Origin of the sequence: Kitasatospora sp. NBC_01539 (genome assembly GCF_045040525.1) — a bacterium.
GTDB lineage: Bacteria > Actinomycetota > Actinomycetes > Streptomycetales > Streptomycetaceae > Kitasatospora.
This window is the reverse complement of sequence record NZ_CP109390.1, coordinates 668029-682443: the sequence shown is the minus strand read 5'-3', so window position 1 is coordinate 682443 and position 14415 is coordinate 668029. Positions and strand designations below refer to the sequence as shown.

13 protein-coding genes are annotated in these 14415 nt (G+C 75.4%); 6 read left to right on the top strand and 7 right to left on the bottom strand.

Features of this window, described 5'->3' with window-relative positions; all coding sequences use genetic code 11:
- The first annotated feature begins 203 nt into the window (after window positions 1-203).
- Both OG335_RS02965 and OG335_RS02960 read left to right on the top strand, forming a co-directional pair.
- Window positions 204-2153 (top strand): phosphatase PAP2 family protein, encoded by a 1950-nt coding sequence (locus OG335_RS02965; RefSeq protein ID WP_405009383.1) that lies wholly within the window; start codon window positions 204-206, stop codon window positions 2151-2153.
- A gap of 72 nt (window positions 2154-2225) precedes the next feature.
- Window positions 2226-3143: a LysR family transcriptional regulator gene (locus OG335_RS02960; RefSeq protein WP_405009382.1), complete on the top strand. Its 918-nt coding sequence runs from the start codon at window positions 2226-2228 to the stop codon at window positions 3141-3143.
- A gap of 7 nt (window positions 3144-3150) precedes the next feature.
- On the opposite strand, the gene OG335_RS02955 is transcribed toward OG335_RS02960, so the two are convergent.
- Both OG335_RS02955 and OG335_RS02950 read right to left on the bottom strand, forming a co-directional pair.
- Entirely contained in the window at window positions 3151-3435 is a 285-nt protein-coding gene (locus tag OG335_RS02955) for a DUF427 domain-containing protein (protein WP_405009381.1), read from the bottom strand.
- A 172-nt stretch (window positions 3436-3607) separates the two neighbouring features.
- Window positions 3608-4246, bottom strand: coding sequence for a DedA family protein (locus tag OG335_RS02950; protein ID WP_405009380.1), 639 nt, complete (start codon window positions 4244-4246; stop codon window positions 3608-3610).
- Window positions 4247-4579: 333 nt separating this feature from the next.
- On the opposite strand from OG335_RS02950, the gene OG335_RS02945 reads away from it, so the two are divergent.
- The gene (locus OG335_RS02945) at window positions 4580-5509 is read left to right on the top strand and encodes a Gfo/Idh/MocA family protein (protein ID WP_405009379.1); all 930 of its coding nucleotides are present in this window, start codon (window positions 4580-4582) and stop codon (window positions 5507-5509) included.
- Window positions 5510-5583: 74 nt separating this feature from the next.
- Here OG335_RS02945 and OG335_RS02940 read toward each other — a convergent pair whose 3' ends face one another.
- Both OG335_RS02940 and OG335_RS02935 read right to left on the bottom strand, forming a co-directional pair.
- Entirely contained in the window at window positions 5584-5835 is a 252-nt protein-coding gene (locus tag OG335_RS02940; RefSeq protein ID WP_405009378.1) for a chaplin, read from the bottom strand.
- Between the two features lie 332 nt (window positions 5836-6167).
- Window positions 6168-7199: a saccharopine dehydrogenase NADP-binding domain-containing protein gene (locus OG335_RS02935; RefSeq protein ID WP_405009377.1), complete on the bottom strand. Its 1032-nt coding sequence runs from the start codon at window positions 7197-7199 to the stop codon at window positions 6168-6170.
- A 102-nt stretch (window positions 7200-7301) separates the two neighbouring features.
- Here OG335_RS02935 and OG335_RS02930 point away from each other — a divergent pair, with 102 nt between their 5' ends.
- Together OG335_RS02930 and OG335_RS02925 are read left to right on the top strand one after the other, a co-directional pair.
- A complete protein-coding gene (locus OG335_RS02930; protein WP_405009376.1) occupies window positions 7302-8261 on the top strand; it encodes a helix-turn-helix domain-containing protein in 960 nt (319 codons plus the stop codon).
- Window positions 8262-8621: 360 nt separating this feature from the next.
- The gene (locus OG335_RS02925; RefSeq protein ID WP_405009375.1) at window positions 8622-9056 is read left to right on the top strand and encodes a hypothetical protein; all 435 of its coding nucleotides are present in this window, start codon (window positions 8622-8624) and stop codon (window positions 9054-9056) included.
- 8 nt (window positions 9057-9064) lie between these two features.
- Here OG335_RS02925 and OG335_RS02920 read toward each other — a convergent pair whose 3' ends face one another.
- Window positions 9065-10405 carry an MFS transporter gene (locus OG335_RS02920; RefSeq protein ID WP_405009374.1) on the bottom strand — a complete coding sequence of 447 codons (1341 nt, stop codon included), beginning with the start codon at window positions 10403-10405 and terminating at the stop codon, window positions 9065-9067.
- A 71-nt stretch (window positions 10406-10476) separates the two neighbouring features.
- Between OG335_RS02920 and OG335_RS02915 the strand changes: the two genes are divergently transcribed.
- On the top strand, window positions 10477-11478 hold the full coding sequence (locus OG335_RS02915) for a GlxA family transcriptional regulator (protein ID WP_405009373.1): 1002 nt from the start codon (window positions 10477-10479) through the stop codon (window positions 11476-11478).
- Window positions 11479-11562: 84 nt separating this feature from the next.
- Here OG335_RS02915 and OG335_RS02910 read toward each other — a convergent pair whose 3' ends face one another.
- Window positions 11563-13368: a family 2A encapsulin nanocompartment cargo protein cysteine desulfurase gene (locus OG335_RS02910; protein ID WP_405009372.1), complete on the bottom strand. Its 1806-nt coding sequence runs from the start codon at window positions 13366-13368 to the stop codon at window positions 11563-11565.
- The gene (locus tag OG335_RS02905) at window positions 13343-14281 is read right to left on the bottom strand and encodes a family 2A encapsulin nanocompartment shell protein (RefSeq protein ID WP_405009371.1); all 939 of its coding nucleotides are present in this window, start codon (window positions 14279-14281) and stop codon (window positions 13343-13345) included. The genes OG335_RS02910 and OG335_RS02905 overlap by 26 nt, the downstream gene beginning before the upstream one ends.
- Window positions 14282-14415 lie beyond the last annotated feature (134 nt).

Genomic DNA, 14415 nt, shown 5'->3' with positions numbered 1-14415 from the left:
GAAGCCCCCGCGCCGCGCACCGTGCCGCACACGGCCCCGGCCCCCGTGCCGCACACGGCCCCGGCCCCCGTGCCGCACACGGCCCCCAGCCCCGGCGTCGCGCGGCGCCGTCCACCCGCCCGGCAGCCCACCGGATGCGACCGGGCCGCCGCCGTCCGAGAGTCGGCAGGGACGGCACGGACGGCAGCGGCGGGAGGAGCGAGGTGCGCCCCATCCTTCCGGCATCCGCGTCCCGGAACGGCGCCGCGCTCCCTGCCGCCCTGGTCGGGCTCGGCCTGGCGGCCGTCCTCGCGGTGGCCGCGGCGTTCACGTGGTCGGCGCTGACGCGTGGCGGCGGCACGACGGGCGGGCCCTGGTCCGGCCCGGTGGCCGGTCTCGCGGCGGGCGCGCTGGGCGGGGCCTCCGGCACCGCCGCACGGGCGGTGCTCACCGCGGCCGGCGTCGCCGCCGTGGCGGCGGTCGGGGCCCTGCTCGCGCGGGATCCGCCGCAGGGACTGCCGCTGCCGCGCGTGACGGGGACGCTCGCGGCCGGTGCCGTCCTGGTCGCCACCGGCCTGCGGGAACGTCCCGGCGCCGCGGTGGTCGGCCTGTGCTGCGTGGCGCTGGTGATGGCGGAGTTCCTCGCCCCCGCCCGCCGCCGGCCGCTGCCGGGCGGCGTGGCGCTCGGCCTGGCCGTCGCCCTGCAGCCGGCGCTGGTGCTGTTCGCGGTGCTGCTCGCCGTCGGGCGCGCCCGGCGCCGGGCCCTGCGGGCGGTGGCGCTGGCGCTCGCGCTGGACGCGGCGGCCTGGGCGGCCCGTCCCGCGGAGTCCGCCCGCGGCTGGCGGAGGGCCGCCGACTCCGTGGCCGCCGCAGGTCCGGACAACCGGTCCGTCCCGGGCCTGCTCGCCCAGCTGCACCTGCACGGCGTCCCGCTGCTGCTCCTCTGGGCGATGGCCGGCACGGCCGTCTGCGTCCTGGCGCTGCGGCGGGCGAGCCTCCTCGCCGCGGACCTCCAGCGGCCGCTCGCCCTGGGGGTGGCGGGCTGCGCGGTGGCGTTCGCGGCGCCGCGCGCCGGTGCGGACGGCTCGGCGTGGCTGCTGCTCGCCGCCGTCGGACGGGTCGGGCGGCGGCCGGAGGACCGTGCGCTGTGGCCGGTCGTCGCGGCGACCGTCGCGCTGCTGCCGCCGTCGCTCCTCGACCCGACCGTCGAACCCGTCTCCGGCCTGCTGCTGCGCAACGCCCCGGCGCTGACGGCCGCCGCCGCGGCGGCGGTGCTCCCGTTCCGGCGGACCGGCGACCCGCTCTGGTCGGTGCGGCGGCGGCCGGGGCCGACGCCGGCGCGCCCGTTCGGCCGGTCGTACCTGCCGCTGCTGCCCGGCGGGCTGCGCCCGGTGTCACGGCCGAACCCGCTGCTGGAGCTGCTGTTCGTCCAGGTCGGCTACGGCGTGTACTCGTGGATCCGCAACGCGGCCCCGGACCGCGCGGCGGTGGCCGTCGGCCACGCCCGGCAGGTGCTGCGGGCCGAGGAACTGCTGCACCTGGACGCCGAGCGGCTGCTCAACGGCTGGGCGCTGCGGGAGCCGGCGGTGCTGGACCTCTCGCTGTCCTTCTACAAGTCCTTCCACCTGATCGTGCCGATGGTGGTGCTGGTCTGGCTGTACCTGTGGCGGCCGGCCCGTTACCGGACCTCGCGGACGGTGCTCTTCACCGCCACCGGCCTCGCCCTGGCCGGGTTCTGGGCCTACCCGCTGGCGCCTCCCCGACTGACCCCCGGCCTCGGCCTGCGCGACAGCCCGGTCGGCACCGTCGCGACCGCCCCGCTCGGCGCGCTGACGGAGCTCACCAACCAGTACGCGGCGATGCCGTCGCTGCACATCGCCTGGGCGCTGTGGTGCGCGCTGTGCGTGTACGCCGCGACCCGCCGCCGGGGCCTCGGCGGGCTCGCCTGGCTGTACCCGGCGGCCACCCTCTTCGCCGTCGTCGCCTCGGCCAACCACTGGGTGCTCGACGCCGTCGGCGGCGCGGCGGTCGTGGCCGTCGGCTGCCTCGTGCAGTACGTGCTCACCGGGCGCAGGCTGCTCGACCGGTCTGCGGGCCTGCCGCCCGGCACGGTCCTGCCGCAGCAGCAGGTCGCCGGCGGAGCGGAACGCGGCAGCCCGCCCCGCGGCGCCTGAGCCCGGGCGCCCGGCGGCGTCTGAGCCCGGGCGCGTCCGGCGCGGCCCTCCGGCGCTGGCAGAATTGGCACCGTGATCGACGCACGACGGCTGCGGACCCTGCGGGCGGTGGCCGACCACCGGACCGTGACGGCCGCCGCGGCCGCGCTCTACCTCACGCCCTCCGCGGTGTCGCAGCAGCTCACCGCCCTGGAACAGGAGACCGGCCACGACCTGCTCGCCCGGGACGGCCGCGGCGTGCGCCTCACGGCCGCGGGCGAGATCCTGCTCGCCCACGCGGACGCCGTGCTCGCCCAGCTGGAACGGGCCGAGGCCGACCTCGCCGCGTACAGCGCCGGCATCGCGGGCGAGGTGACGGTCGCCGCGTTCGCGACCGGGATCACGCTGGTGCTGGCCCCGGCGATACGGGAGCTCGCCGTCACCGCCCCCGGCGTCCGGCTGAAGGTGCTGGACGCGGAGGGCGACGCCAGCCTGCCGATGCTCCTCGACGGCCAGGCCGACCTCGCCGTGGCCGTCGAGTACCGGGGGGCGCCGCGCGCCGGCGACGGGCGGCTCACCCGGGTGCCGCTGTACGCCGAGCCGTTCCGGGCGGTGCTGCCGCTCGGGCACCCGCTGGCGGCCGGGGAGGGCCCGATCGCGGTGGCCGACCTCGCCGCGGAGCCGTGGATCGGCCCCTACCCCGGCAACCCGTGCCACGACGTGGTGCTGCTCGCCTGCGAGCACGCCGGGTTCCAGCCGCGGCTGGTGCACTCCTCGGACGACTTCACCGCGGTCGTCGCGCTCGCCTCGGCCGGCGCGGGCGTGGCCCTGGTGCCGCGCTCGGCGCTGCGGGGCGCCGACCTGTCCGCCGTCGCGGTGCGGCCGGTGGACAGCGACCTCGCGACCCGCAAGGTGTTCGCGGCGGTGCGGGCCGGCGCGGAGCGCCACCCGCTGATCGCCCCGGTGCTCGCGGCGCTCACCGCCGTGGCCGAGCGGCCCCCCGGCGGCTGACGGCCGCTCAGTCCGTGATCTCCACGCCGCGCCAGAACGCCACCCGGCCCGCGATGTGCGCGGCCGCCTCGCTGGGCTCCGGGTAGTACCAGGCGGCGTCCGGGTTCTCCGAGCCGGCCACCCGCACCGTGTAGTACGAGGCGGTGCCCTTCCAGGGGCAGAACGTCGTGGTGGGGGAGTGGTCGAGGAGGTCCTCCCGCACCGAGTCGAGCGGGAAGTAGTGGTTGCCCTCGACGACCGTCGTCCGGTCGCTCTCGGCGATGATCTCGCCGTTCCATCGTGCAGTGGCCATGGCGGCCATTCTGCCCGGACACCGGCGGCGGGCGGCGGCACTTCGGCCGTCCTCGGCTTCCGTGTCCGTGTCCGTGTCCGGGGACCGGACAGGCCGCCCGCCGACCCTCGGGCCGGCGCCGGCTGCGCGACGGGCGGCCGCCGGACGGGCCGCCTGCCGCGGCGGCCGGCGGTCACCCGGGAGGGCTGTCCTTGCGGGACCGGAACAGCAGCGGCAGGAGCGACACCACCACGGCCGCCGCCACCAGCAGCCACAGGTAGCGCTCGATCCCCGGGACGGCCGCGCCCAGCCAGTACCCGGCCAGCACCATGCTCTGCGACCACAGCAGGCTGCCGACGATCTGCCAGACGGTGAAGGTGCGCGTGGGCACGTCCAGCATGCCCGCCAGCGGGCCGAGCACCGTCCGGACCACGGGCACGAAACGGCCCAGGACGATCGCCTTGCGGTAGCCGTAGCGGCGCAGCAGCGCCTCGCCCCGGGCCGCCGCCGATTTCAGGCGTCCGCTCCGGGTGCGGGCCAGCGCGGTGCGTCCGCCGTGGCGCCCGATCAGGAAGCCGACCTGCGCACCGGCCACCGACCCCACGGCGGCGCACAGCATCACCTGCCAGAGCTCCAGGTGGGGCCCGGAGCCGTCGCCGGTGGCGCAGAGCACCCCGGCGGGCAGCAGCAGCGTGTCGCCGGGGAGGAAGAAGCCCACCACCAGCAGCCCCGACTCGGCGAAGAGCACGACCAGTACGGCCAGGGCGCCGAAGGCGGCGAGCAGCGAGGACCCGCTCGTCGGGTCGACGGCCAGCAGCAGCGGCCCGCTCATCGGGGCCCGGCCGCGGCCGGGCGCCGGTGCGGGCGCCGGTCTGCCGGAGTACTGGACACGGTTCGAACCGTACGCGCACGGCTCCCCGCCCGGCCACAGCAGGAAGCCCGGGCGGCCTCCGTGCCGCGCGCCCCGGGCGGCCCCCGGGGGAGCCCGGCATCCGGCGGAGCCCGGCGGCCGCGCCCACCGCCGGACGTGGTGACAGCCGACCGGAACGGCCGGATCTTTTCGCGTTCCCGCTGCTCACCGGCGCTTCTGGCATATGCTGCTGGGCGGCCCGGCCCCCGTGGGTCCGCCACAGGGGGGCCACCGCACCCTCAGCAGGAGCGTTCCGTGAGTCAGGACCACGACCTCGACAGCACCGCCCTTCCGGTGGCGGTGATCGGCCTCGGCGACATCGCGCAGAAGGCCTACCTCCCGGTGCTCGCCGCCCAGCCCGGGCTGGACCTGCGCCTGATGACCCGGGACCGCGCCAAGCTCGACCGCATCGGCGACGCCCACCGCATCGCGCACCGCTTCACCGACCTCGGCGAGCTCATCGACAGCGGCGTGCGAGCCGCCTTCGTGCACGCCTCGACGGACCAGCACGTGCCGATCGTCGAGCGGCTGCTGACGGCCGGCGTCGACGTGTACGTCGACAAGCCGCTCGACCACACCCTGGAGGGCTCCCGGCACCTCGTCGAGCTGGCCGAGCGGGAGGAGCGCTCGCTCATGGTGGGCTTCAACCGCCGGCACGCCCCCGGCTACCTGCTCGCCCTGGAGCGCCCGCGCGACCTGATCGTCCTTCAGAAGCACCGGGAGGGGCTGCCGGAGGCCGCCCGGACCGTCGTGTACGACGACTTCATCCACGTCGTCGACACCCTGCGCTTCCTCGTGCCCGGGGAGGTCGAGCACGTCGACGTCCGTTCGCGCAGCCGCAACGGCCTGCTGGAGCACGTGGTGCTCACCCTCGCGGGCGCCGGCTTCACCGCGCTCGGCGTCATGAACCGCATGAGCGGCTCCACGGAGGAGGTGCTGGAGATCTCCGGCGGCGACTCCAAGCGTGAGGTGCACAACCTCGCCGAGGTCGTCGACCACCGCGGCCAGCCCACCGTCCGCCGCCGCGGCGACTGGGTGTCGGTCTCGCGCCAGCGCGGCATCGAGCAGGTCGTGCTCGCCTTCCTGGAGTCCGTCCGGGCCGGCAAGGTGCTCTCCGCGCGGGACGCCCTGGCCACCCACGAACTGTGCGAGCTCGTCGTCCGCGCGGTGGAGGAGCAGGCCTGACGGGTCCTCGCGTACCGGCGCCCCCGGCACAGCCCTCGTTCGGGCCGTGCGGGGGGCGCCGGGGCGCAGCGGGCTCAGCTGTTGGTGCAGACGTTCCCGGCGGTCGGGTTCAGCAGGCCGATCAGGTTGATGCTGTTCCCGCAGAGGTTGATCGGGATGTGGATCGGGACCTGGATGACGTTGCCGGAGAGGATGCCGGGCGAACCGGTGGCGGTGCCGGTGGCCGTGGCGTCGGCGTTCGCGACGCCGGCCGTGCCGAGCACGAGTACACCGGCCACGCCGGTCAGCGCGAGAGCCCTGCGGATGTCCTTCACGGTCTTCTCCAATTCGGGAGGGGACGTGCCTGAGATGGATCCTGGACGCCGGGCCGGAGTCGTGCCGGCCGGGCGGCGCCCGCGACCAAGTCTTGGCACGGGGAGGCGCAGCGGTCCTCCGGGCACGCGCGAGGTTCGGCCGGGCGGGTGGGAATCTCCGGATCCGCTGCGCCATCGGCGGTACCGCAGGCCACCATGACGATTACGGACAGTGAGCGGCGTGCGGCTTCGGCCACGGACGAGCCCGTCGCGGCAGGGTGCTTCGCCGTCGGAGCGGTCGCCGGGAGCGGGCCGGACGTCGCGCCGGGCCCCCGCCCCGGGTCCGCCGCCCGTCTCCCCGGCCGCTACCCGGGGAGGTCGACGGAGAGGTGCGCGGAGAGCGCGCGGAGGAAGTCGGCCGCGTCGAAGGCCGCCCCGGCGGAGACGACGCCGACCGCCCTGGTCCGCCCGGAGAGGATGCGCTCGACCGCCTCCACCGCGAGCGGCGCGGTGACGGCGTAGATGTCGCGGCCCCGGGCCGTCGCACGCCGCTCGGTGCCGCCGGAGCGCACGACGACGTCGACGAGGAAGGTCTGCGCGGACCGCCCGCGCCCGTCGACCGCGGTCGGCGCCGGAGTGTCCGGGCGCGACAGGTCGCCCGCGGCCTCGACCGTCATGTAGGTGCGCACCTCGGGGACGGACAGGTGGCTGGGCACGGTGACGACGTCGGCCATCGTGAACTCGCCGATGACGGCCCGGGTGCCCAGCGGCTCGGGGAAGTCCCAGTCGAGGGTGGGCGGGGCGTCATCGCGGTACTCCAGCCGCCCCTCCGAGAAGCGGATGCGCCGGCCGTTCCGCCGCTCCCGGGAGACCGCACCCGCCACCCGGGTGCCCTCGGTGGGGTGCCAGCCGTTCAGCCCGTACGCGATGTGCGCCTCGTCGGCCGTCGTCCGGTCGCCCATCGCCGCGGTGGCCAGCAGGTCGCCGAGACCGCCGTAGAACGCCATCGCGGGGACGACGACCGTCCCCGCGGCGCGGGCGCGCTCCGCGAAGTGCGTGAAGGTGTCGAGGTTGGCCTCGATCTCGGCCGCCACGTCGACGTACGGGATCCCGGCGCGCAGGGCCGCCTCGATCACGGGGGCGGCGGTGGTGGCGAACGGCCCGGCGCAGTTGATCACGGCCGCCGTGCCGGCCAGGGCGAGGTCGAGCGAGGCCGGGTCGTCGACCGAGGCCGTCCTGGTCTCCAGCCCGGCGGTGGCCGCCGCCAGCGCCTTCAGCTTCACGGCGTCGCGCCCGGACGCGACCGGGACGAACCCGCGCTCCCGCAGCTGCGCCACCACGAACCGCCCGGTGTGCCCGTACGCGCCGAACACCGCTACCTTCTGCGCCGATCCCATGGGGTCCCCCTCCGTGCCCGAATGTTCAACCGTGAACATTCTGGCGGGGGAGGGTGCCCGGTCGTGAGTGTCCGGAACGCCACGCTGCGTACAATTCCGGACATGGGTACTGTCGCACTGGCCGTCACCGACGGGATGCTGCACTTCGAACTCGCCGTGGCGTACGAGGTCTTCGGCCCCGCGCCGGCCGCCGTCACGGTCCCCTGGTACGACCTGGCCGTCTGCGGGCCGGACGCCGTGCGGGTCGGGCGGTTCCGGCTGGAGCCCGACGCCGGGCTCGACCGGCTCCGGCACGCCGACACCGTGATCGTCCCCGCCTGGGCCGACGTCGACGTGCCGCCGCCCGCCGACCTGGTCGAGGCGGTCCGCGCGGCCCACACGGCGGGCGCGCGCGTCGCCTCCCTCTGCACCGGCGCCTTCGTCCTGGCCGCTGCGGGCCTGCTCGACGGGCGCCGCGCGACCACCCACTGGGCGCACACCGCGGAGCTGGCCGCCCGTCACCCCCGCGTGGAGGTCGACCCGGACGTCCTCTACGTCGACAACGGCACCGTGCTCACCTCCGCCGGCAAGGCCGCCGCACTGGACCTCTGCCTGCACCTCGTCCGCCTCGACCACGGCTCGTCCGTCGCCAACGCCGTCGCCCGCCGCCTCGTCGTGCCGCCGCTCCGGGCCGGCGGCCAGGCGCAGTTCGTCACCACCCCGGTGCCCGCCCAGGACGACCACCCGCTCGCCGCCCTCCTCCCCTGGGTGCTCGAACGCCTCGACCGCCCGCTGACCGTGGACGACCTGGCACGCCGGGCCGGGACGAGCTCCCGCACCCTCGGCCGCCACTTCCGGGCCGCCACCGGCACCACCCCGCTGCAGTGGCTCCTCACCCAGCGGATCCGCCGCGCCCAGGAGTTGCTGGAGAACACCGACGACAGCGTCGAGACCGTCGCCGCCGCCACCGGCATGGGCACCGCCACCACCCTGCGCCGACACTTCAACCGGACCGTCGGCGTCCCCCCGGACACCTACCGCCGCACCTTCCGCGCACGATCCCGCCCCGCCCCGATGGCGTGAGGCCCGCGCGTCCGCCGTCCGCCGTCCGCCGTCCGCCGTCCGCCGTCCGCCGTCCGCCGTCCGCCGTCCGCCGTCGGCGGTCGGCGGTCGGGCGCGGTGAAGGGCACGCCGGTCGGTAGCGGCGGGCTTGTGCCGCGGTGGTGACGGCGTGTCCGGCGAGGGCCGAGACCGAGGCCGCAGCCTGGACCCCGTGCTGTCGGCGTGGTCGAATGGGCCGATCGGCGAGGGGGGAGTTGAGTGCGACGCAGAGGGTTCCTGCTGCCGGGTGCCGCAGTTGCGGTGTCACTGGTGGTTGGCGGGGTGTGGCTGAAGCGGGAGTCCGACGGGCTCGACGCGGCGGAGGCGGACAAGCCTCCAGAGGTGTCCACGGACCTCACGTGGGTGGGGCGGGCGCTCGTGCTGCTCGGGCCGGTCGTCTCCACCCACTGGCTGCGGACCTCATCCGCCGTGCCGGGGGACCGGCTTCCGATCGGGCCGACGGACTACTTCTACGACATCGTGGCGCACCTGGCTTCGGGACAGGTGGCGCGCCTGCTCGGCGAGCGGCCGATGACCCCGGAGCTGTCACCGCCGTTGCAGGGAGCCACGCCCGGACCGGGGTACGCCGGCTGGCAGGTCCCCGCGCCGCTCGCGCCGTTCCTGCCCCCCAGCGCGTCCTGGGTGCGGGACGGCGAGCTGGACACGTCGCTCGTCAGGGCGGACAGTGCGCAACTGCACTTCGACCGGGCGACCGACACGGTGTATGTCTCCGCGGCTAACCTCGGTGACCCCTCACCGGGTTCCGCGCGGCCCTGAGCGTCGGCTCATCCGCCGTCCGGGCCGTCCGGCGTCCCCGGCTCGTGGCCGCCCGTGGGGGCGGCGCGGCGCAGCGTGCGGATCGCCGGGGTCGCGAACAGGGCCACGCAGCCCGCCAGGCAGGCGCCTGCCGACACGAGCAGCAGCCGCTGCGGGGAGGCCAGCGCGGTGGCCGGCCCCGCCAGGATCTGGCCGAGCGCGATCCCGGACACCGAGCCGGCCAGCTCGTACGCGGTGACCCGGTTGAGGACCGCGGGCGGGGTGTGGGTCTGCACGCTGGTCGCCCACATCACCGACCAGAACGCCCAGGCGGCGCCGCCGAGGACGTGGCCCGCGAGCAGGACCGGCAGGCCGGTGTCCAGCGCTACGCAGAGCGGCAGCACGGTGTACAGCGCCATCGCCACCGCGCCGGCGGCCAGTGGCCGGGCGGGGCGCAGCCGGAGCGCCAGCAGACCGCCGAGCACCGTGCCGACGCCGAGGAAGGAGACCGCCAGGCCGTAGGCGTTCGGGCCGAGCCGTTCGCCGACCAGCGCCGAGGCGAGGGGCACGAGCGGGCCGAAGAGCAGGACGCCGTAGCCCACCCAGATCAGGATCACCGCCCACATCCAGGTGCGTGCGCGGAACTCGTGCCAGCCCTGGCGCAGATCGCGTCGGAGCGAGCCGCCCCGGCGGGCGGAGGAGGCGGCGTCGGCCGGGGTGAGCCGGATGAGAGCCAGGCACAGGGCGCTGAGCAGGAAGGTGCCGGCGTCGATCGCGTACACCGTCCCGGCGCCGGTCACGGCGATCAGCAGTCCCGCCAGGGCCGGGCCGAGCAGCTGGGCGAGCGCGTCGGCCACCTTGAGCGTGGCGTTGGCCCGCTGCGGATCGCGGGCGATCAGCGGGACCATCCCGTTGACGCCCGGCTGGAACATCGCGGTGGCCGCCCCGGCCAGGGCCGCCATGGTCACCAGCAGCCAGAGCGGCGGCGTCCCGGCGAAGAACGCGGCGGCCAGCGCGCCCTGGGTGAGCACCCGGGCGAGGTCCGCGCCGACCATCATCCGGCGCGCGCCGATGCGGTCGGCGAGCACCCCGCCGAACAGGACCAGGGCGACGACCGTCCCGGTCCAGGTGCCGAGGACGATGCCGACGCCGGAGATCCCGTACAGCGCGCCGACGGCGAGTGCGGCGGCCACCGGCATCATGGCGTCGCCGACCAGCGAGACCGTGCGGGCGGTGAAGTAGAGCGTGAAGCGGCGGTCCCACAGCGGGGGTCCGGCCGGGGGCCGGGGGGCCGGCGGATCGGTCGGGGTCGTCGGGGTGTGCTGTCGGGTCTGCTGCCGGAGCCGTGTCCGGGTCTGGTCGGTGGTCACAGCACCGATACTGGTCTGGACCAATCGGGTGCCCCAGTGTCCGGAACGACATGATGGGGTACTTTCGCGCCATGACGCTTCGTCCGCCGCCGAGGTCCCCTGCGCTGCACCGGGTCGTGGCCCTGCTGCAGCCCCCGCAGTCGACGTTCCTGCTGGCCTGCGCGACCGAGGTGTTCGGCGACCACGGTCCGGCGGTCCCCGACCGCTACACGTTCGAGGTCTGCACCGAGCACCCCGGTCCGGTGCGCACCCGGGTCGGTTACGACCTGCTGGTCACCGCGGGCCTGGACGCGCTGGAGCGCGCGGACACCGTGCTGGTGCCCGGCTGGCAGCAGCCGGCCGGAGCCGAGGTGCCGCCCGCGGTGGCCGAGGCGGTCCGCGGAGCGCACCGGCGCGGCGCGCGGATCGTCGGCATCTGCTCGGGCGCCTTCGTGCTCGCCGCCGCCGGACTGCTGGACGGCCGGCGGGCCGCCACCCACTGGGCCCGGGCCGCCGAGCTGGCCGCCCGGTACCCAAGGGTCCGGGTCGACCCCGCAGTGCTGTACGTGGACCACGGCGACGTCGCCACCAGCGCCGGATCCGCGGCCGGCGTGGACCTCTGCCTGCACCTGGTGCGCACCGACCAGGGCGCCGCGCACGCGCTGCGGATCGCCCGGCAGATGGTGATGCCGCCGCACCGGGAGGGCTGCCAGCTGCAGTACGCCGAACTGCCCACCTCCGGCCCGGTCGCCGACTCGCTGGCCCCGCTGCTGGAGTGGCTGGCCGGGCGGCTGGACCAGCCGGTCAGCGTCGCCGAGATGGCCGTCCACTCCCAGGTCTCGGCCCGCACGCTGACCAGACGCTTCACCGAGCAACTGGGCATCAGCCCCGGACGCTGGCTGCTGGACCGGCGGTTGGCCGCCACCCGGGCGCTGCTGGAGGAGACCGACCTGCCCGTGGAGACCATCGCGCGCCGGGTCGGCCTCTCCTCGGCCGTCAACCTGCGCCGGCGCTTCCACGAGGCCCTGCGCACCACACCCGCCGCCTACCGGCGCGCCTTCCGCGCGGGCGAGGCGGGGGTGAGGCGGGGGTGAGGTGGAGGTGAGGCCGGGTGAGCCGGGGCGGGATGTGACGACGGCCCGGACCGTGGTGCGGTCCGGGCCGTCGAGGGGCACGGGTCAGCGGCGCCGGTCGCGGCGCTCCGCGAGCCGGTGGACCACGGAGACCAGCGTGTCCACCTCCTCGTGCGTGTTGTAGAAGGCGAACGACGGCCGGACGGTGGCCTCCAGGCCGTAGCGGCGCAGGATCGGCTGCGCGCAGTGGTGGCCCGAACGCACCGCGATTCCCTCCTTGTTGAGCGCCGTGCCGACCTCGGTCGGCTCGTAGCCGTCCAGGACGAACGAGGCGATGCTCGCCTTGTGCCGGGCCGTGCCGACCAGCCGGAGCCCGGGCACGCCGCGCAGTCCTTCGGTGGCGTGTTCGAGCAGGGTGTGCTCGTAGGCGGCGATGTTCGGCAGGCCGATGCGCCCGACGTAGTCGATGGCCGCGGCCAGCCCCACCGCGTCGGCGATGTTGCCGGTGCCGGCCTCGAAACGACCCGGCGGCGGCTGGTAGGCGGACCGCTCGAAGGTGACGTCGGTGATCATGTTGCCGCCGCCCTCCCACGGAGGCATGTCCTCAAGGACCTCCCGCTTGGCGTAGAGCACCCCGATCCCCGTCGGCCCGAACAGCTTGTGCCCGGAGAAGACCAGGAAGTCCGCGTCCAGCGCCGTGACGTCGATCGGCAGGTGCGGAACCGACTGCGCCGCGTCGACCAGGACGCGTGCCCCGGCCCGGTGCCCGATCTCGATGACCTGCTCGACCGGCACGACGGTGCCGAGCGCGTTGGACATCTGGGTGACCGCGACGAGCCTGGTGCGGTCGGACAGCAGCGCGGCGTACTCGTCGAGCAGCAGCTGCCCGTCGTCGTCGACCGGGATCACCTTGATCACCGCACCGGTCTGCTCCGCCAGCATCTGCCAGGGCACGATGTTGGCGTGGTGCTCCAGGTGGGAGATGACGATCTCGTCCCCCGCCCGGATGTGCCGGGGCCCCCACGCCTTCGCCACCAGGTTGATCGCCTCGGTGGTGCCCCGGACGAACACGATCTCCTCGGCGGAACCCGCTCCGACGAACCGGGCGACGGTGTTCCTCGCGCCCTCGTAGGCGTCCGTCGCCCGGGCGGCCAACTCGTGGGCCGCCCGGTGGATGTTGGAGTTCTCCCGCGAGTAGAACTCGACCAGCCGGTCGATCACCGCGCGCGGCTTCTGCGTGGTCGCGGCGTTGTCCAGCCAGATCAGCGGGCGGCCGTTGACCAGTTCGGACAGGATCGGGAAGTCCCGGCGGACCGCCCGTACGTCGAAGGCCGGGTGCCGGTCGAACGGCAGCCCCACCGGTGCGGCGGCCGTGCCGGTGGCCTCGGGCTCCCGGACGAAGTAGTACGGCGAGGCCGTGGCCACCGGCGCCGCGGGCTCGACGAGGGGCGGCAGCCCCAGGTGCCCGAAGCCGGGAAGCGCCGGCGCCTTCGCGGGGTAGCCGGGTGCCTCGGTCAGGAAGTAGTACGGCCCGGTGGCCGAGGGCTGGGCCGGGGCCGGTGCGGGCAGCGCCGCGACCGGCGGCGGCGCGGGTGTCACCGGCAGCGCGGGCAGCTCCGGAGTGGGTCCGGCGGCACCGGGCGCACTCGCCGCGTAGGTGGCCGGGGCGCTGGTCGGTGGCGGCCCCGCCGGTCGGCTCATCCCGGCGGTCGGCGCCGGGGGCGGCGGGTCCGCGGCCGGGAGGCCGGTCGGCGTCGGCCACCCCGACCGGCCGTCGGGGGCCGGCGGCCCGGGTTCCGGGGACTGCCCGGGGAGTGCCCGGAAGAACTCCCCGGCCAGTCGGCTCAGTGTCGCCTCGTCCGGCAGCCACGCCGGGGCGGCTTCGTCACCGGTAAACGGGGGCGTAGTCATGGAACTTGTCCACCTCGACGTCGTCGAGCACCGCGAGCGCGTCCTCGGTCAGCACCGCGAGCGAGCAGTACAGGGAGATCAGGTAGGAGGCGATGGCACTCCGGTCGATCTGCATGAAGCGCACCGACAGGCCCATCCCCTGCTCGCCCGAGAGTCCGGGCTGGAACAGGCCGACCACGCCCTGGCGCGACTCACCGGTGCGCAGCAGCAGGAACTTCGTCCTGCCGTTCTCCAGCGGGACCTTGTCCGACGGGATGATCGGCAGGCCGCGCCAGGTCAGGAACTGCGAGCCGAACATGCTGACCGTCGCCGGCGGCACACCGCGCCGGGTGCATTCCCGGCCGAACGCGGCGACCCCCTCCGGGTGGGTGAGGAAGAAGGCCGGCTGCTTCCACACCTTCGTGATGAGGGCGTCCAGGTCGTCCGGCGTCGGCGGTCCCGTCAGCGTGGAGATCCGCTGCGTGTCGGCGACGCTGCTCAGCATCCCGTACTCCGGGCTGTTGATCAGCTCGCCCTCCTGGTGCTCCTTCACCGCCTCGATGGTCAGGCGCAGTTGCTGGGCGGTCTGGTCGTGCGGGCTCGAGTAGAGGTCGGCTATCCGGGTGTGGATGTCCAGGACGGTCTGGACGGCCTTGAGCCGGTACTCCCGGGGCTCCCGTGCGTAGTCGACGAAGGTGTCGGGCAGCGGCGACTCGTCGAAGTTGTCACATTCGATGCGCACCGACTCGGGGTGGACGACCTTGTTCACGCGGTAGATACCGGCTTCGACCGGCACCCAGGACATGAGGTGCACCAGCCAGCGGGGCGTGATGGAGGCCATCTGCGGAACGCTCTTGGTGGCGTTCGCCAGGGTCCGTGCCGCGGTGTCGCTCACCGACACCGGTCGCGACGGCGGATTCGCAGCCGTGGTCATGCAGCATCTCCTTTCCGTGCCCGAGGGGCGGGCACGCTGAGGGGGGGCGAGATCGTCGACGGCGGGGTCCGCGGTCGGGATCTCTCGCATCTGCGTCTCAACTCACCCTTCCAGCAGGCCCGGTGGCGGTCCAA